Source organism: Streptosporangium sp. NBC_01469, from assembly GCF_036227305.1.
Taxonomy (GTDB): domain Bacteria; phylum Actinomycetota; class Actinomycetes; order Streptosporangiales; family Streptosporangiaceae; genus Streptosporangium.
In genome coordinates this window covers 9,571,302-9,588,243 of the sequence record NZ_CP109465.1, presented here as the reverse complement: position 1 = coordinate 9,588,243, position 16,942 = coordinate 9,571,302, and the positions used below count along the sequence as shown (strand labels likewise).

General features: G+C 71.0%; 15 protein-coding genes and 1 tRNA gene. 8 read left to right on the top strand and 8 right to left on the bottom strand.

What is annotated here, in order from left to right:
* Positions 1-66 precede the first annotated feature (66 nt).
* The 3 genes from OG587_RS41750 to OG587_RS41740 all read left to right on the top strand — a co-directional run bounded on the left by OG587_RS41750 (position 67) and on the right by OG587_RS41740 (position 1,733).
* Positions 67-984, top strand: a complete 918-nt coding sequence (locus OG587_RS41750; protein WP_329084377.1) for a diacylglycerol/lipid kinase family protein — start codon at positions 67-69, stop codon at positions 982-984.
* Positions 985-1,167: 183 nt separating this feature from the next.
* Positions 1,168-1,299 carry a hypothetical protein gene (locus OG587_RS41745; RefSeq protein ID WP_329084376.1) on the top strand — a complete coding sequence of 44 codons (132 nt, stop codon included), beginning with the start codon at positions 1,168-1,170 and terminating at the stop codon, positions 1,297-1,299.
* Positions 1,296-1,733: an SRPBCC family protein gene (locus OG587_RS41740; protein WP_329084375.1), complete on the top strand. Its 438-nt coding sequence runs from the start codon at positions 1,296-1,298 to the stop codon at positions 1,731-1,733. Before OG587_RS41745 ends, OG587_RS41740 begins: the two co-directional genes overlap by 4 nt.
* A gap of 30 nt (positions 1,734-1,763) precedes the next feature.
* Here OG587_RS41740 and OG587_RS41735 read toward each other — a convergent pair whose 3' ends face one another.
* Entirely contained in the window at positions 1,764-1,961 is a 198-nt protein-coding gene (locus OG587_RS41735) for a hypothetical protein (RefSeq protein ID WP_329084374.1), read from the bottom strand.
* Positions 1,962-2,236: 275 nt separating this feature from the next.
* Here OG587_RS41735 and OG587_RS41730 point away from each other — a divergent pair, with 275 nt between their 5' ends.
* Positions 2,237-3,070 (top strand): SCO6745 family protein, encoded by an 834-nt coding sequence (locus OG587_RS41730; RefSeq protein WP_329084373.1) that lies wholly within the window; start codon positions 2,237-2,239, stop codon positions 3,068-3,070.
* A 13-nt stretch (positions 3,071-3,083) separates the two neighbouring features.
* Here OG587_RS41730 and OG587_RS41725 read toward each other — a convergent pair whose 3' ends face one another.
* The 5 genes from OG587_RS41725 to OG587_RS41705 form a co-directional block, all read right to left on the bottom strand.
* Positions 3,084-4,331, bottom strand: a complete 1,248-nt coding sequence (locus OG587_RS41725) for a serpin family protein (RefSeq protein WP_329084372.1) — start codon at positions 4,329-4,331, stop codon at positions 3,084-3,086.
* Between the two features lie 154 nt (positions 4,332-4,485).
* Complete coding sequence (locus OG587_RS41720; protein ID WP_329084371.1) at positions 4,486-5,103, bottom strand: hypothetical protein; 618 nt, start codon at positions 5,101-5,103, stop codon at positions 4,486-4,488.
* A 58-nt stretch (positions 5,104-5,161) separates the two neighbouring features.
* Positions 5,162-6,547, bottom strand: a complete 1,386-nt coding sequence (locus OG587_RS41715; RefSeq protein WP_329084370.1) for a selenium-binding protein SBP56-related protein — start codon at positions 6,545-6,547, stop codon at positions 5,162-5,164.
* Between the two features lie 584 nt (positions 6,548-7,131).
* The gene (locus OG587_RS41710) at positions 7,132-8,553 is read right to left on the bottom strand and encodes a hypothetical protein (RefSeq protein WP_329084369.1); all 1,422 of its coding nucleotides are present in this window, start codon (positions 8,551-8,553) and stop codon (positions 7,132-7,134) included.
* 667 nt (positions 8,554-9,220) lie between these two features.
* A complete protein-coding gene (locus OG587_RS41705; protein ID WP_329084368.1) occupies positions 9,221-10,276 on the bottom strand; it encodes a helix-turn-helix domain-containing protein in 1,056 nt (351 codons plus the stop codon).
* A gap of 228 nt (positions 10,277-10,504) precedes the next feature.
* Between OG587_RS41705 and OG587_RS41700 the strand changes: the two genes are divergently transcribed.
* Positions 10,505-10,984, top strand: a complete 480-nt coding sequence (locus OG587_RS41700) for a rhodanese-like domain-containing protein (protein ID WP_329084367.1) — start codon at positions 10,505-10,507, stop codon at positions 10,982-10,984.
* Positions 10,985-10,986: 2 nt separating this feature from the next.
* Here the strand turns inward: OG587_RS41700 and OG587_RS41695 are convergent, their stop codons facing one another.
* Positions 10,987-11,856 carry an AraC family transcriptional regulator gene (locus OG587_RS41695; protein ID WP_329084366.1) on the bottom strand — a complete coding sequence of 290 codons (870 nt, stop codon included), beginning with the start codon at positions 11,854-11,856 and terminating at the stop codon, positions 10,987-10,989.
* The gene (locus tag OG587_RS41690) at positions 11,853-13,628 is read right to left on the bottom strand and encodes an asparagine synthase-related protein (RefSeq protein WP_329084365.1); all 1,776 of its coding nucleotides are present in this window, start codon (positions 13,626-13,628) and stop codon (positions 11,853-11,855) included. Before OG587_RS41690 ends, OG587_RS41695 begins: the two co-directional genes overlap by 4 nt.
* 65 nt (positions 13,629-13,693) lie before the next feature.
* On the opposite strand from OG587_RS41690, the gene OG587_RS41685 reads away from it, so the two are divergent.
* The 3 genes from OG587_RS41685 (at position 13,694) to OG587_RS41675 (ending at position 16,158) form a co-directional block, all read left to right on the top strand.
* The gene (locus OG587_RS41685; RefSeq protein WP_329084364.1) at positions 13,694-14,227 is read left to right on the top strand and encodes a TIGR03086 family metal-binding protein; all 534 of its coding nucleotides are present in this window, start codon (positions 13,694-13,696) and stop codon (positions 14,225-14,227) included.
* Positions 14,228-14,326: 99 nt separating this feature from the next.
* Positions 14,327-15,883 (top strand): vWA domain-containing protein, encoded by a 1,557-nt coding sequence (locus tag OG587_RS41680; protein WP_329084363.1) that lies wholly within the window; start codon positions 14,327-14,329, stop codon positions 15,881-15,883.
* Between the two features lie 202 nt (positions 15,884-16,085).
* Positions 16,086-16,158 (top strand) — tRNA-Ala (locus OG587_RS41675).
* The last annotated feature ends 784 nt before the right edge of the window (positions 16,159-16,942 follow it).

Below are 16,942 nucleotides of genomic sequence, written 5' to 3'. Positions count from 1 at the left end.
CGACGTTTGCCGCTCCGGGGTGAGGGCAGCCGTCGGGGTATCCGACGTGGTGCTACAGGAGGTCAGATGCTGCCCCGGAAGCAGAAGGTCGGCACGGTCGCGGTGATCGCCCACCAGAGGAAGACGTTCGGCGGAGGGCTGGACGAGCTGCGCAGGCTCCTCGCCGACGAGGGTGTCGGCGAGCTGCTCTGGTATGAGGTGCCCAAGAGCAAGAAGGCGCCGAAGAAGGCGAAGAAGGCGCTGAAGGAAGGGGCCGACCTGGTCCTGGTGTGGGGTGGCGACGGCATGGTGCAGCGCTGCGTGGACGCGCTCGCGGGCTCCGGCGTCACGGTCGGCATCCTCCCCGCGGGGACGGCCAACCTCTTCGCGCAGAACCTGGGCATCCCCGAGGACCTGCCCAAGGCCGTGCACATCGCCTTCCACGGCGAGAGCAGGAAGCTGGACCTCGGGAAGGTCAACGGGGAGCACTTCGCCGTCATGGCCGGGGTCGGCTTCGACGCGGCGATGATCGAGGACGCCGACCGTGGGCTGAAGGACCGCCTGGGGCGCGCGGCGTACGTCTGGACGGGGCTGCGCCACGTCCGGGGGGAGCTCGTGCCGATGGAGGTCAAGATCGACGGTGTGACGTGGTTCGAGGGTGAGGCGAGCTGCCTGCTGCTGGGCAACGTCGGCACCATCACCGGCGGCATCGAGGCGTTCGACGACGCGCGTCCCGACGACGGATGGCTGGAGATCGGCGTGACCACCGCGGAGGGGCCGATCCAGTGGGCCCGCGTGCTCGGCCGGATGAGCGTGGGGCGGTCCGACGAGTCGCCGTTCGTCCGGATGACCCGGGCGCGCAAGGTGACCGCCACGTTCGGTACTCCCATGACCTACGAGCTGGACGGCGGCGCCAAGGGCACCGTCACCGAGCTCAAGGCCAAGGTCGTGCCCGGCGGCATCACCGTCCGTGTCCCCGAGTCCACCGACCCCGGCCGGTCGTGATCGCGAGGCGCCGGCTCCGGTCGGCGGCGATCGCCGGTCGCCGCGCGGCCGGTGCCGGTGCGCGGTGTTCGGGGTACGGTCGGCGGGGCGGCCCCGAAAATCCCCCTTTCGGCCAGCATTCATGACAAATGCAGATTCGGTATGGTTGTCGATTAATTTCGCTTAGTGGGAAAGAGCGGGTCGATGACCGGTAGTCGCTGGACGGAGGCCGACGCCCCCGAGCCCGTCCGTTCCGGTTCCGCCTCGCACGCCGCCGCCCAGGCCCGCCCGCGGGCGGGGTCCGAGCGGCCGACGGGAACCGTGTACGAGCTGTGATCGAGCTGAGGGTGGCGATGGAGATAGCCCATCCCGCGGCCGAGATATGGCGGATCGTCGCCGACTTCGGCCAGGACCCACGGTGGCGTGCGGGCGTGACCACGATGGCGCCCGACCCGCCGGGACTCGTCGTCCCGGGCACCACCACCGACGAGATGATGCGTTTCGCCGGACGCCTCTACTACATCAGCGGCCTGGTGACCTCGGTGGTGCCCGGGAGGGAGTTCGTCTGGCGGGGGACGTCGGGGATCGACGTCGAGGGCGGCAGGTCGGTCGTGCCCCTGGATGACGACCGATGCCTGGTGGCCATGTGGTTCCGGGTCAGGCTCCCCGGCCTGCTGCGCCTGCGCGCGCCCCTTCTCGAACGCATGCTCAGGCGCAGGCTCCAGCAGAACGTCCGACGCCTCGGCGACCTGGTCACCACGGACGCGTGACGTCGCCCCACGCGTGACCGCCCTCCACGGTTATCGCGGTGACCGCGTTCGCGTGGCCGCCCGTGTCGCAGTCCGCGTGACCGTCATCTGCGGTTCGGTCACCCAGTTGTCGCAGCCGCCCTTGTCCGGGTCGACATGGGCGGGCCGGAGCAGGCCGATCGTGTCGTAGTGGCGCAGTATGCGCACCCACATCTGACCGAGCTGGGAGAACTCTCCGATACTGAACATGGTGCTTCCAGGTATAGGGGCTGACACCGTGTCAGCCGCAACCCCCGGGATCTCCCTGTGCCGGGTCACCGCGTGTCCTCAAGGTTTCCGCGCTCGCACGTCGAGTACGGCAGGCGATGCCTCGGCTGGGGGTTCTTCGTGGTGCGCCGCCGTTGACGGCTACTGGCGAGTAGGAATAGGTTTCCGGATACCGGCTGGTCGGTTCAGAGGGACGTCGGCTTCGCCCGGCGCGAGGTCGAGAACCCCGGCCGTTCCGTTGACTTCGTGGAGGCGTGATGACCGACGTCCGGCTTGCCCGTCAATCCTGGCGCCGCCTGGAGCCCGTCCACGGGATGATCTATTTCGTGCCCGAGGCCACCGAGCGCTACGCCGCGCTCGGCCTCGACAGCCGCGCGGGCTACTTCGCCTCCCGCTCCGCGGCCTTCGGCACCGCCTCCGCCGAGCTGGTCATCGCGACCTTCTACAACTTCCACCCCGCCCTCGTACGGCGCGCGCTCCCCGCCGCGTGGCGGGTCACGACCCCGGAGAAGCTGCTCGCGGCCCGGCTCGAAGCCGCCGGAGCGGCCCTGCGCCGGGCCGGGATCCACGAGATCGACACCCTCGCCGAGACGGCCGAGCTCGCCACCCGCGCCGCGGAGAGGGCGTGCGATTACCTCCAGGGGCGCCCGCTGTTCGCCGCGCACGCCGCGCTGCCCTGGCCCTCCGAGCCGCTCCTGCGGCTCTGGCACGCCCAGACGCTGCTTCGCGAGTTCCGGGGTGACGGGCACGTCGCGGCCCTGCTGACCGAGGGCGTCGGCCCGCTGGACGCGCTGGTCCTGCACGCCGCGACCGGGCACATCCCCACGGTGTTCCTCAAGTTCAGCCGCGACTGGCCCGAGGAGGAGTGGACCGCGGCCGAGGAGGGGCTGCGCGGGCGCGGCCTGCTGGCCGGGGACGAGCTCACCGAGGAGGGCGCGGCGCTCAGGCAGCGGATCGAGGACCGCACCGACGAGCTGGCGCTGCCCGCGTACGCCGCGCTCTCCGACGACGAGCTGGCCCGCCTGGCCGAGCTGGCCCGCGTCTTCGGCCGGGCCGTGGTGGACAACGGCCTGCTCACCCTCTCCGGCTGAGCCCGCGGGCGGCTCAGTTCCCCGCGGACGGGTCGCCGACCTGGCCGATGAACAGCGGGGTCAGCGTCGGCCGGTGGACGATCGCGAAGGCGAACGGGTGGTCGGCGCGGACCTCGGCCTCCGGCGGGGCCGGCGCGGACACGGCGAAGGCGAGGCCGGTGACGGCGGCGGCCTCGGTACCCCACTCGTCCACGGCGATGTTGGCGCGGTGGATCGCCTGGTCGAGGAGGGCCCCGTCGGTGATCCCCGAGTAGTCGGTCCCCCGCAGCCCCAGCTTCGCGAGCGGTCCCGCCAGGGCCAGGCTCGTGGAGAAGTCCCACCGGGGCAGGGCGAGCCGCACCGGCCGCTCCCGGAGCCCGGCGGCCACCTCCGCCATCACGGCGGGGGAGAGCAGGTCACCGGGGGAGCCGCCCGCTCGTGGCACGAGGACCCACATGGCCAGCTCGTCCCCGGCGTAGCGCAGCTCCACGGCCTGCCAGCCGGACCCCGCCGCGTACGGGAGGAAGCCGTCGCGGCGCATCAGGGTCGTGCGTGTCGTCGTACCGTCCGCGCGGGTGAAGGTGGCCCCCTTCTCCGGCGCGTCGGTGAACGGCGTCGTCCAGTCGGCCTTGAGGTAGACGGCGTTGGCGATGACCAGCTTGGTCCGCGCGGGCAGGTTGTCGAACACCTTCCTGATCCGCCCGGCGGTCCGCTCCTCGGCCCAGGCGTTGATGACCCCCGCGGCGTCCCCGGCGAAGTCCACCTGGCGCACGCCCGTGCCGTACTGCGCCGCGAGCGTACGCAGGAATCCGGGCCTGACGCTCAGCCCCTCCTGGGTGAACAACGCGTTGGCGATGCCCACGATCGGCGGCTCGGGCGCGCCCGCCTGGGCGTCCCGCTCGGCGTCCGGGTCGGGGAGGGGAGGCGGCTCGTCGGTCGTGACGATCTGCCGGGTGAGCGCGTTGAAAGAGGTGTGCGGTCCCCCGGAGGGGAAACCGAAGAGCGCGTCGAGCTCGGTGGCGGTGTCTCCGGCGGCTCCCGCCCTCGCCAGGCCGAAGGCGTAACCGATGCTCAGAGGCGACAGGACGGTGTTGGCCCCGGGTTTCGCGGTCGCGGCGAACAGGACGTGTCCGAAGGAGGTCAGGCCGCGTACGGTCTCCGCGACCGGAGGGTCCTTGGGGACCTCCCGTTTCACCCCCTTCGCGGTTATTGTGCTGGACTCGGTCATGGCACACGCCGAGAGGGCGGCGACGGCCAGCAGGGCGGGTAACAGTCGGCGCATGCTCCTGAGACGTACGCCGCCACCGGGCGGTTCACCCGGTTCGCCCGGCGCCTGGTTCGTGCGTCTGGTTCGTGCGTCTGGTTTGTGCACCTGCTTTGTGCGCCTGGTTCGTGCGCCTGGTTCGTGCGACGGCCGGTTCGCACGCCGGGCGGCATCAGGTGAGCGCGGCGAAGGCGCCCGCCCCGATGAGGGCGACGGCCCAGGCGAGGTCGAGGTTGAACCACGCCTTGCGGAGCACCGCCACACCCAGCCGCTCGTAGACGACCAGGGCCAGGACGGTGGTCGTCACCAGCATGGACATCGTGTGCACCCCGGTCGCCAGCAGGCTCTGCGAGGCCAGCGCGGCGGCGTCGTGCCCTTCGTGGCCTCCGCGCCCGCCGTTCAGGGTGACCGGGAGCACCATCAGCCCGGCCCCGTGGGCGGTGGCCATCAGGAACGACCACCCGGCCAGCTGCCACTTCGTCACCTTCATCCCGACCCAACGGGGATGGCGCCGCCTCAGCAGCCGCCAGAGGCCGAACCCGCACACCACGGCCGCCACGCCGTACGAGACCGCTTTCGGCGGGGCGGCCAGCCGGGCCGCCGACACCAGCCCGAGCGTGATCAGCACCGAGCCCGCGTGGCCGAGCACGATGGGTGGCAGCGCGCGCAGCACCCCGTCGCGCGAGCGCTCCTGCAGTCCGAGCGCGACCGCGAAGAGCCAGCCCATGGCCGGGTTCAGGCCGTGGAAGGCGCCGAGCCCGGCCAGGACGAGCAGGGACGTCAGATCCATCGGGCGTGCCTCGCGGAGAGCGGGAAGGCGGCGGCGCCCGGTGGGCGGTGGGCCGGGATCACGGGAAGCAGTAGGAGTCGGAGGAGGAGTCGCCGCCCTGCAGGCGGATCTGGTGCGCGCGGCGGCCGTCGGAGGCGAAGTCGACGAAGAAGCTCGGGTCGAGGGCGATCGAACCGTCGTCGGCGACGTCCACCTTCGCCATCCAGCTGGAGACGCCGTCGGGATAGAAGACGTCGTCCCAGGAGCGGTAGAGCGAGTTGGTGAAATAGACCCGCCGTCCGTCCCTGCTGGCCTCGACCATCTGCGGCCCCCCGTTCAGCGCCCGGCCCGGAGCCGCCGGGTGGCCGTCGCGCCTGGCGATCCCGCCGAGCCGGATTGAGCCGGTCTCGCGTGGCGCGAACGGGTCGGAGACGTCGTACGCCTTGAGCTCGCCGGTGCCCCAGGCGGAGACGAGCAGGATCCGGTCGTCGAGGGTGAGCGAGATGTCGCTGACCAGCGGTGGTACCGCGCCGAACTGCTTGAGCGGCTCGGGCAGCAGGTCGGGGTCGGCGGGTTCGGCCGGGATCGTGATCGTCTTGCGGGCCTTCCAGACGCCCTTCTCCAGGTACCAGGTGAAGATGTTGGCCGACAGGTCCTCGACGTTGATCACGGTGTTGACGAAGCCGTAGGTCTTGGTCGGGTCGTGGGCGGGCCGGAGCTCCAGGGCCATCTGGTGCTGGTCGCCCAGGTCGATCTCCTGGAGGTGTCTGCGCTTGGCCAGGTCCCAGACGTGCAGCCTGTGACCGTACTGCCGGCCGACCAGAAGCTCCAGCGAGGGCCCCGGCTCGATCTGGTTGGGCGTCCCCCACTCACTGGAGATCATCGTGTCGTGCCCGAGGTGCCACCAGAAGTCGTAGTGCAGCCGCTGCGGCCCCCGGTCGACCTCCCAGCGGCCCTTGGGTTCGAAGGTGTCGTGGTCGAGGGTGAACACTCCGCCGGGCGCGTCGCCGTCCACGTTGCCGAGCGCGCTGACATAGATGGCGTCGGTGCCGCAGTGGACGGTGTGCGGGCGGCTGTAGCCGGTCTTCTCGAAGATCGTCTCTGGCTCGATCGTCTTGACGAGCTTGGGGCGGCGGGGATCGTCCTTGACGTCGAAAATGTAGATCCTGCTGGACCTCAGACCGGGAAGGACCAGATAACGCCGCTCCACGTGCGGGTGCGGCGCGTACGGGCACAGCGCCGCGCTGCACACGTTCCAGCCGAAGTGATGGAGCTCGTCGCCGGGGACGGACATGTCGTGCACGTCGGCGATCGACCCGTTCGACAGGTCGATCGTGGCGAGCCCGTCGGGCCGGTCGTCACCGGTCGCGGCGAGCAGCGCGACGTAGGCGAGCTCCTCCTTCGGGGCCATCATGGCCTCGCGGGCTGACGGGTAGAAGGTGGGATCGGGCTGGATGAGCGCCACGGTGGACTCCTGTACTTGTAGCCGGAACCAGTACCCAACTAATCTTGTAGGAAAACTGTCTATTGTCCAGGGGTGATATTGCGTGACCGGCCTGGACGGTGTGGACGGGGAGAGGTACGCGTCCGGCTGATCGGTTCTCTCGTCGCGCGGGCCGGTTGAACGCGGGAGACGGCCCGCGTGGTCGCGAGATCTTCCAATGGAGGCGGTCGGCGGAGAGTTTCGGCAGAGGCTTTCGACAGAGGCTTTCGGCAGAGGCTTTTCGAGAGAGGCTTTCGAGAGACGCGCGGCACAGGGTTTCGAACAGGCGGAGAGGTGCGGGGCGTGATGCCCCGCACCTCTCCGTATTTCAGTTGACGGCCACCGGCCCCGCGTGGCCGTTCCCGATTCTCACTTTCCCGGTCCTAGGGACCTTCGGAGTGAACCGCCGGGCCGGGGCGTGTCAATCGACCTGTTTTCATGAGGCCCCTGGAAACCTCAGCAGATCCTCAGGGGCACGCAGACGGTGGTCACAGGAGTAGCCCAGACAATCGGTCCCCTGACAATGTGGGCACTGATAATCGGCGTCCTGACAATGTGGCCACCGGTTACCGGCTGACCGGTGACCGAGCCGCTGGTTGTCGTCGGTCCGGGCGGTCCAGGGGGACCCTGGGGTCCTTCCGGTCCGGTTGGTCCCGCGGGTCCTGCCGGCCCTTCCGGTCCAGCTGGTCCTGTGGGGCCCTGAGGTCCTTCGGGTCCGGGTGCGCCGTCAGCGCCTGCCGGTCCTGCTGGGCCTTCCGGTCCGGGTGCGCCGTCGGCGCCTGCGGGTCCTGCTGGGCCTTCGGGTCCGGGTGCGCCGTCGGCGCCTGCGGGTCCTGCTGGGCCTTCGGGTCCGGGTGCGCCATCAGCGCCTGCGGGTCCCTCAGGCCCCTCGGGTCCGGCTGGGCCTTCGGGTCCGGCTGGTCCCTCCGGTCCTTCGGGTCCGGGTGCGCCGTCGGCGCCTGCGGGTCCTGCGGGTCCTTCGGGTCCGGGTGCGCCATCAGCGCCTGCCGGTCCCTCTGGTCCTGCTGGTCCTTCGGGTCCGGGTGCGCCGTCAGCGCCTGCGGGTCCCTGAGGTCCTTCAGGTCCGGCTGGTCCTGCTGGTCCTTCGGGTCCGGGTGCGCCGTCGGCGCCTGCGGGTCCTGCTGGTCCTTCGGGTCCGGGTGCGCCGTCGGCGCCTGCGGGTCCTGCGGGTCCGGGTGCGCCATCAGCGCCTGCCGGTCCCTCTGGTCCTGCTGGGCCTTCGGGTCCGGGTGCGCCGTCGGCGCCTGCGGGTCCTGCTGGTCCTTCGGGTCCGGGTGCGCCATCAGCGCCTGCCGGTCCCTCTGGTCCTGCTGGTCCTGCGGGTCCGGGTGCGCCGTCGGCGCCTGCGGGTCCTGCTGGTCCTTCGGGTCCGGGTGCGCCATCAGCGCCTGCCGGTCCCTCTGGTCCTGCTGGTCCTGCGGGTCCGGGTGCGCCATCAGCGCCTGCCGGTCCCTGAGGTCCTTCAGGTCCGGCCGGTCCTGCCGGTCCCTCAGGTCCTGCTGGGCCTTCGGGTCCGGGTGCGCCGTCGGCGCCTGCGGGTCCTTCTGGTCCGGGTGCGCCATCAGCGCCTGCCGGTCCTGCCGGTCCCTCAGGTCCTGCTGGGCCTTCGGGTCCGGGTGCGCCGTCGGCGCCTGCGGGTCCGGCTGGGCCTTCGGGTCCGGGTGCGCCGTCGGCGCCTGCGGGTCCGGCTGGTCCTGTGGGTCCGGGTGCGCCGTCGGCGCCTGCGGGTCCTGCCGGTCCTTCGGGTCCGGGTGCGCCATCAGCGCCTGCCGGTCCTGCCGGTCCCTCAGGTCCGGCTGGTCCTTCGGGTCCGGGTGCGCCGTCGGCGCCTGCGGGTCCGGCTGGGCCTTCGGGTCCGGGTGCGCCGTCGGCGCCTGCGGGTCCTGCCGGTCCTTCAGGTCCGGCTGGGCCTTCCGGTCCTGCGGGTCCCTCGGGTCCGGATGGTCCCTCCGGTCCCGGTGCGCCATCGGTTCCGTCAGCGCCTGCTGGGCCTCGGGGGCCCGCCGGGCCCCTGGGGCCTGCGGGGCCCGGCGGGCCCTGGATCCCGTCAGGGATCCGGCAGAGGAAGCTCGGCAGACCGAGCCACCTGCACAGCGGGATATAAACCGCATCACTCGAGGTGGGCAGCCCCTTGTGAATGATCGTTCCGGTGGGTACGGAGTCCCTGCTGCGGATCACAGCGGGCAGGGCTATGAAGTTCGTGCAAATGCTGGAAAGCAGTACAGGGCAGGGGTCGCCCTGCGTGCTTCCGACGGATCGGATTTCGTCGTGGCGAGCCTGAGCCGATATCTGAAGTTGAGAATCGGCCGAAACTGGGACAGGGGAGTGCAAAAGAAGGACGGCCCCGGCGAGCGCGCCGCCCGCAAGGGTCCGTTTCATGAAAGTAGACACGTGCGTTGTCTCTCCCTTCCTATTGAGAGAAAACGCCGTACGGCCATTCTTGGGGCGCCTGGGAGATAGGCAGGAGAGGTATGGCCAGAACCTGGAATGGAAGCTTGATGGGAGGCGCGCGTTTCTTTGCACTCTGCGCATTTGGGTCTCTATATAAAATCTTAATGCCGCTGTTATTGTGATTAGTCGTATAAGTGAACCATGTGCGATAAAACGTAAATTAGGCTATGGGATTGTTTCGCACTAAGGTTCCGTGGCCGGGTCCAGCTCCCAGGGCCGATGCTCAGCCCCGTGCGAGTTCGCCTGGTCGGATGGTGCCGGGGCGCGGAAGGCCCGCCGGTAGGCCGAGGGGGAGGTGCGCATCGCCCGGGTGAAGTGGTGGCGGAAGGTCGCCGCGCTGTCGAAGCCCACCGCGGACGCGATCTCCTCCACCGGAGCGGAGGTGGACTCCAGCATGGCCAGGCTGGCCGTGACCCGCTGGGAGATCACCCAGCGCAGCGGGCTCGTCCCGGTCTGCCGCCCGAAGTGCCTGATGAACGTACGCCGGGACATGTGCGCGGCCTCCGCCAGGGCGGCGATCGTGATGGGTTCCGCGAGGTGTTCCAGCGCCCAGGCCATCGCGGTCGCCACGGCGGCGCCGTCCTCCACCGGGGTGACCGCGGCCTGGATGAACTGCGCCTGCCCGCCCTCCCGGTGCGGGGGGATGACGAGCCTTCGCGCGACCTCGTTGGCCACGCCCGGTCCGTAGTCCTTGCGCACCAGATGGATCAGCAGGTCCAGCCCCGCCGCGCTGCCCGCGCTGGTCAGCACGTCCTCACCGTCCACGTAGAGCACATCCGGATCGACCTTGACCTGCGGAAACCTCCGCTGAAGCAGTCCGGCGTACCTCCAGTGGGTCGTCGCCTCCCTACCGTCCAGCAGTCCGGCGGCGGCCAGCGCGAACGCCCCCGAGCAGATCGACACGACCCGCGCCCCCCGGTCGCGGGCCCGCCGCAGTGCCGCGACCACCTCGTGGGACACCTCACCGTGGACGTCCGCCACTCCGGGCACGATCACCGTGTCCGCGGCCACCAGCATGTCGAGCCCGTGTTCCGCCCGCATCGTGAACCCGCCCGTGATCCGCAGGTCGGCGGGGCTCTCGGCGCAGACCGACAGCTCGTACCAGGGCACCTCCAACTCGGGGCGGGCGATGCCGAAGATCTCGACCACGCAGCCCAGCTCGAAGGGGGACATGCCGTCGAAGGCGAGCACGGAGACGGTAGGGCGCGTGGCGCGGGGCATCGGCGGTGGGAGGAACATGGCGAGATATTAACGATAAGCGGCATTCGTGCCACTGTTGGGCCCGATATGCCGACCGGCACCATTGCTCGTGCCGGGCACCGTGTGCGGCACCGTCGCCCGAGCCGGACATCGTGGCCGGCGCCATCACACGGGCCGGGTATCACGACCGGCACCACCTACGGGCCGGGCGCCGCGACCGGCACCATCGCCCCACCGTCACTGTCACCGTCGTCTGAAAGGCCACTCATGTCTGTCACCGCTCCTTCCTCCTCCGCCGTCACCGCGGTACCGGCCGCGGGGAACGCCGACGCGCTGGCGCACTTCGCCGCCAGGCTGGCGTTCGAGACCGACGTGTCCGACGTCGCCGCCGGCCTGGCCGCCGGGGTCACGGACATCGTCGTGGTCGACTCCCGGAGCCGGGAGAGCTGGGATCAGGGCCACGTCCAGGGGGCCGTACACCTGCCCACCGCACTGATCGCCACTCGCGCCCGTTCGGTCGTCCCCGCGGGGGTGACCGTGGTGACCTACTGCTGGGGGCCGGGGTGCAACGGCGCCACCCGGGCCGCGCTGGAGTTCGCCGGACTCGGCTACCCGGTCAAGGAGATGCTCGGCGGCTTCGAGTACTGGGCCAGGGAGGGCTTCCCCGTCGAGACCGCCGAGGGCGTGTCCCGCCGCCCCGTCGACGCCTTGACCGCGCCGGTCTCCGGCATCGCCTGCGCCTGCTGACGTCACCCCGCCAGGCGGCGGGCGTACGCGGTGGGAGGCATGCCGATGACGGCGGTGAAGTCGCGGGTGAAGTGGGACTGGTCGCTGTAGCCGAGATCGGCGGCCAGCCGCGACCAGTCGGTGGCGGGCCCGGCCCGCTCGGCGGCCTCGTGGATGCGGTAGCGGCGGATCACCCACTTGGGGGAGACCCCGACATAGTCGCTGAACAGCCGCTGCAGGTGCCGGACGCTCAGCCCGTGCAGGGCGGCCAGATCGCCGACGCGGATGATGGACGGGTCGGCGAGCACACTCGCGACGAGGTCCGCCGCCCGCTCGGCGACGGGGTCGCGGGCGGGGAGCCGCGCGAGCAGGAACCCCTCCAGCGCCCGCAGGGCCTCCTCGTCGGAGGCCGAGGAGGCGGCCAGTACGGCCGGGGCCGCCGCGTCGGCGTCCGGACCGAGGATCCGGGAGGCCGGAGTGAAACGATCGGTGATCGTGGAGAGCGGGGCGCCCAGGAAGGGACGGAAACCGGCGGGCCGGAAGCGGCTGCCGACCACCACCCCGGTGCCTGTCAGGACCTCCAGGTAGTCACCGGTGATGACCCCGGCCACGCGGGAACCGTGCTCATGGAAGACCAGGTTCACCGAAGGGTGGGACACGATCCGCTGCTCGTACGGTTCGTCCAGCTCCCAGCGGACGATCCAGTGGTGCTCGACGAAGGGGGCCAGGGCCGGGTGGCACGCGTGGCGCCCGTAGCGGAACCGGGCCGCCCCGAAGTTCAGGATGCCCCGGGTGTCGTCGGCGGGCGCGTCCGCCTCGCCGACGGTGCCCGTCGTACCGGCGCGGGAGGCCTCGGGGCGGGGGCCGGCCCCGGGACTGGGCGTACCCGTCATGACGGGATGGGGATGTGGACCCTCGGCAGGCTCTCCGGTTCCTTGCCCGGATACTCGCCACCCAGCATGGTGGCCACGGTGTAGAGGTGCCAGGCCTGGTTGGGCTTCTTCAGGACGGGTTCGGCGAACAGCCCGCGGACCTCGTCGGGCCTGACGATGGGCGCCAGCAGGTCCAGGCGGCCGAGGACGTGGTCGCGCATCAGGCCGGTCAGCTCCACGCCGGGGCTGGTCCGCCAGTTCCAGCCACCCCCGCCGGTCTTCGGCGCGGTCAGCGGCGCCTGCGGCCTGCGCTGCCAGGGGTGGTAGCGCCTCCCCACGGTGAACCGCCACGGCTTGCCCTCGACCGGGATGTCCCTGAGTGAGGGGGCCAGGACACCGAGTAGCTCGTAGATGACCTCCTCCGACAGCCGCCAGGTCTGGTCGAGGCCCAGCGCGGCGCGGACCACCCGGTTGTCGAGGAACGGCCAGATCTGGTCGCCCCTGCGCAGCGAGCCCGCCCGCGCCCCCGCGTGCCAGCGGCCGACCTTGTAGGAGATGTACATGTGGTCGAGCGCCTCCAGCGGAGCCCGCTCCAGCCAGGGCCCGGCCAGCTCGCGGGCGTGCTCGTTGGCCTCCTCGGTGAACAGCGCCGGGTCCCGCAGGAAGGTCACGTCCACCCGGCGGCGCAGCGCCTTCTCCGTCAGGTCGGTCTGGAGCAGCAACAGGCCCCCGGCCCGCAGGATCTCCCCGCTCTGCCCCGACATGGTGGGCTTGGCGCTGTAGGGAAGGTAGCCGACGATCGACTCGTACGCCGACGTCATGCCCTCGCAGGCCCGCAGCGTCTCGTAGGCCCGCGCGAGGGGGTGCTCGACGACGATCGCGTCCTTCTTCTCGGCGCGGGCCGGGGGGATGACGGTGTGCTCGACGCGGAGCGCGCGGGCGACCCGACCGGCGATGATCACGTCGGGGTGGGTGTCCAGGCCGTTGGTGGTCGCGCGCAGCGGGATACCGGCCGCGTGCAGTGTCGCGGCGATCAGGCGGCTGTCCCTGCCGCCGGTGAGGGCGAGGTTCACCGGCTCCCCGGCCGCGCGCAGCGGCTCCACCGTGGCCAGCAGCGCGCTCGCCAGCTCGCCGACCAGCTTCTTCTTCCCCCTGCGCGACGTGGGCGCGGGCACGGCCGAGGGGAGCGGGGTCGTGGTGATCGTACGGTGGCCGCCCCTCACGGTCACCGACGAGGACGGCGGCAGCGCGCTCACCCCGCGGTAGGGCGTCTCGTCCGACAGGAAGTATCCCTGCCTGACCACCGACTGCAGCGCGAGCACGTCCCACTCGACCCGCTCGCCGCCGCCCGCGAGGTGGACCAGCAGCGCCCGGCTGCCGATCACGTGCACGTCGGGGGTCTCGGCGTAGTAGACCGGGCAGACCCGGTGGATCGCGGTGGCGGCCGACAGCTCGTCCTCGGTCGCCCGGAACGCGGAGAAGCACCCGCCGACCGCCTCGGTGTCCAGGCTCGGCATGGCCGCCAGCCGGTTCACGTCGTCCGGCGCGGCCAGGTAACCGTTCACCCCGGTCACCCGGTCGTGCCCGGTCTCCAGCAGGGGAGGCCGCCGCGAGTCGTCCGGCTCGTTGGTCCAGGCGAACACGGCGATGCCGGGACGGTGCCACTCCCGGGATCTGATGACCTCGGGCGGTACGGGAAACGCGCTGTCGATCGCGCCCCTCACGGTGTGCAGCATCGCCTCCGGTATACCGGCTCCCTGGTGTTTGGCCGCGAGGCCGAGGTACACGCGCATGATGCAGGATCCTATGTCGCGTTTTTTCAAGACAGCTGGGAGTCCGGTTCGGCAGCATGGCCGCCATGAACGAGATGCTGTCACGCACCGTCACCGGCACGGCGACCGTCGCCCGCGGCGTCCGCGACGACCAGCTTGACCTGCCCACCCCCTGCGACGGCTTCGACATACGGGAGCTGCTCGGCCACCTGGCCGGAGTGGCCGCGATGTTCGAGGCGCTGGCCCGCCGAGAGGAGCCGCCGCCGCAGGACGCCGACCACGCCCCTTTCGAGGACCGGGCCACCGCGCTGCTCGCCGCCTGGTCCGCACCCGGGGTGACCGAGGGGACCAGCCCCACGATGGGGATGCCCATGGTCGTGGTGCTCCAGATGCTGCTGGGCGACCTGGCGATCCACGGCTGGGACCTGGCCAGGGCCACCGGCCAGGACTACGAGGTGGACGCCGCGACCGGCGAGGCCGTGGCCGCGTTCATGGAGGGGATGGCGCCGCAGGGACGGCGGATGGGGGCCTTCGGGGAGGAGGTGCCCGTGCCGGAGGACGCCTCGCCGTTCGAGCGGGCGCTCGGGCTCAGCGGGCGGGACCCGGCCTGGAAACCCTGATCACGTGCCGAACACGGTTTGCGCTCGCTTGGGTCAAGCTCCCGGCGGACCGGGGGGAGGAGTCGTCGTAGGGGATGACACGCATCCCTAGGAGGCGACATGAAGTCACGTCCGCTCGCCATCGTTCTCGCCGTGCTCGCCCTGTTCGTCCTGATGTTCGCCGCCGCCTGCGGAGGTTCGGGCTACAACGCCCCCGACAGCCGGCCGATGCCCGAGTCCGGGAACGCGGTCCCGGCCATGCCCCCGGACGCTCCCGCCAAGGCCGGGGAGCGGGCCACCGGCGAGACCGAGCCCGAAACCCGCGCCACCGCCGGGGCCGAGGACCCCCAGGCCGAGGCCACCCGGCGACGCGACACCTCCGCCGAACAGATCTCCACCTTCGCCCTCGACGTGGACACCGCCTCGTACGGCTACAGCAAACGGACCATCACCGAGGGCAGGCTGCCGGAGGCGGGCCAGGTCAGGCCGGAGGAGTTCGTCAACTCCTTCGCGCAGGACTACGCGGAGCCCGAGGACGACGGCTTCACCGTGCACATGGACGGTTCCCGCACGCCGGGGAACGGCACCGCGCTGCTCCGCGTCGGCCTGCAGACCCGGAGGGCGAGCGCGGAGGCCCGGCGACCGGCGAACCTCACCTTCGTGGTGGACGTGTCCGGCTCGATGGGCGAACCCGGCAGGCTCGACCTGGTCAGGGAGGCCCTGCACAAACTCGTCGACCAGCTCGGGCCCGGCGACCGGGTCTCCCTCGTGTCCTTCAGCGACGAGGCGGACGTCGTCCTCTCCATGACCCCGGCGACCGACAGGGAAAAGCTCCACGCCGCCGTCGAACGCCTCGCCACACAGCAGTCGACGAACCTGGAGGCGGGGCTGACCAGCGGATACGCCGAGGCCGCGGCGAGTTTCAGGCCGGTGGCCGTCAACCGCGTCATCCTGCTCTCCGACGGCCTGGCCAACGTCGGCGACACCACCTGGCAGGGCATCCTCGACCGGGTCGAGGAGGCGGCGGCCAAGAAGATCACTCTGCTGTGCGTCGGCGTCGGCCGCGACTACGGCGACGAGCTGATGGAGCAGCTCGCCGACAACGGCGACGGCGCCGCGGTCTACGTCAGCTCCGTCGACGACGCGCGCAAGGTCTTCGTCGAGCAGCTCGCCACCAACATCGACCTGCGTGCCCGCGACGCCAAGGCGCAGGTCGTGTTCAACCCCTCGGTCGTGGAGTCCTACCGCCTGATCGGCTACGAGAACCGGCAGATCGCGACCGAGGACTTCCGCGACGACACCAAGGACGGCGGCGAGATCGGCCCCGGCCACTCGGTGACGGCCCTGTACGAGGTCCGGCTGCGCGGCGGGGCGTCGGGCCAGCTGGCCACCGCCACCGTGCGCTGGCAGGACCCCGACACCCGCGACCCCGCGGAGGCCGCCCGTTCCCTCGTGGCGGGCGACCTGGCGGACTCACCGTGGGAGGGGTCCACGCCGAGGTTCCAGGTCGACGTGGTGGCCGCGGGCTTCGCCGAGTATCTCCGCACCGGGGAGAGGGTCGCCGGAGCCGCGCCCGGCGATCTCGCCGCCCACGCCACCCGCCTGGCCGCGTCCACCGAGGACCCCGCGGTGGCCGAGCTCGCCGGGCTGATCGAGAAGGCCGCGGCGCTCCGGTAGGCGCCCGCGCCGCCCGTACGCGCACACCATGATCGAGTGGGCCGGTTCCCCCGCGAACCGGCCCCGTGGGCGGTCCGCGCCGGCGGTCCCGGCCCGGCGACCGGATCTTGAGCGGGGCCGCCGCGGTTACAGGGTGCGGGGTGATTTCCTATACACTGGCGTGGTCGCCGGGCCGAGCCCGGGGACATCGGTTAACACCCGAGGGGCTATGGCGCAGCTGGTAGCGCGCCTCCATGGCATGGAGGAGGTCTGGGGTTCGAATCCCCATAGCTCCACTTCGGGCCGTTCTTGAGTTAGCTCAAGGACGGTTGACGAGATCCCGTCTGATCACTTGATCGGGCGGGATTTCATCGTTTCCGAGGTTCTGTGCCCGCTGGGCGGGCTAATTTCGGCTCGCGTGGTGGCCGCGTTCGTGAACCCACAGCGAGCGGCGATGTGGTGGATCGTGGTCGTGGACAGGCCCGGGTCGGAGAGTTCGCGGCGCGGGCTCCAGCTGTCGGAGACGAATCCACGAGGAGACTGTAGGGCCCTGTCCTTGGAAGAGACGGTGCAGGTAGCCGATGGAGATGTGATGTGCGGCGGCGATGGACCCCGGCCGATTAAGCAATCGATCACACTTCTCCCCGCTTCCCCTGTCGTCGTCTCTCCGTACCGGCGAACACGGCGTGGGTCATGTGCGCAGGCAGCGAACTCATGCACCGCACGACGGGCGGACGGCCTGGATTATCGCCGTAACAATCACACGAAGTCTGGCACCGGACAAGGGGACCGGCATCGATCGAGCTGAACTACTTCACCGGGCACCTGTGGTCTGCCATCTACGCGTGGTAGGGGAACCATGCACCGCCGACGAGGTCCCGCTCTGCAGATATATGCGCTCGTCAAGCCGGTGGGAGTAACAGCAACCATGCCAGTCGGCTGGGGGCCGGGCCCCCTCCCCGGCAACGGGATGGCGAGTCGTGTAGACGCAGCGGCAAGTGATTGTGCATCCACGGTTAAAGACAGGTCGGTAACGGAGTAGCACTATAGGAGGAGCGGCGTGCGACCTTCTCCGAAGGT

Excerpts from the sequence above, each read along its gene's own strand:
- OG587_RS41730 (WP_329084373.1), top strand. The coding sequence starts at position 2,237 with ATGACCGACGTCCGGCTTGCCCGTCAATCCTGGCGCCGCCTGGAGCCC.
- OG587_RS41735 (WP_329084374.1), bottom strand. The coding sequence starts at position 1,961 with ATGTTCAGTATCGGAGAGTTCTCCCAGCTCGGTCAGATGTGGGTGCGC.
- OG587_RS41685 (WP_329084364.1), top strand. The coding sequence starts at position 13,694 with ATGAACGAGATGCTGTCACGCACCGTCACCGGCACGGCGACCGTCGCC.
- OG587_RS41710 (WP_329084369.1), bottom strand. The coding sequence starts at position 8,553 with ATGGCGCACCGGGACCGGAGGGACCATCCGGACCCGAGGGACCCGCAG.
- OG587_RS41720 (WP_329084371.1), bottom strand. The coding sequence starts at position 5,103 with ATGGATCTGACGTCCCTGCTCGTCCTGGCCGGGCTCGGCGCCTTCCAC.
- OG587_RS41705 (WP_329084368.1), bottom strand. The coding sequence starts at position 10,276 with ATGTTCCTCCCACCGCCGATGCCCCGCGCCACGCGCCCTACCGTCTCC.
- OG587_RS41690 (WP_329084365.1), bottom strand. The coding sequence starts at position 13,628 with ATGCGCGTGTACCTCGGCCTCGCGGCCAAACACCAGGGAGCCGGTATA.
- OG587_RS41725 (WP_329084372.1), bottom strand. The coding sequence starts at position 4,331 with ATGCGCCGACTGTTACCCGCCCTGCTGGCCGTCGCCGCCCTCTCGGCG.
- OG587_RS41680 (WP_329084363.1), top strand. The coding sequence starts at position 14,327 with ATGAAGTCACGTCCGCTCGCCATCGTTCTCGCCGTGCTCGCCCTGTTC.
- OG587_RS41750 (WP_329084377.1), top strand. The coding sequence starts at position 67 with ATGCTGCCCCGGAAGCAGAAGGTCGGCACGGTCGCGGTGATCGCCCAC.
- OG587_RS41695 (WP_329084366.1), bottom strand. The coding sequence starts at position 11,856 with ATGACGGGTACGCCCAGTCCCGGGGCCGGCCCCCGCCCCGAGGCCTCC.
- OG587_RS41700 (WP_329084367.1), top strand. The coding sequence starts at position 10,505 with ATGTCTGTCACCGCTCCTTCCTCCTCCGCCGTCACCGCGGTACCGGCC.
- OG587_RS41745 (WP_329084376.1), top strand. The coding sequence starts at position 1,168 with ATGACCGGTAGTCGCTGGACGGAGGCCGACGCCCCCGAGCCCGTCCGT.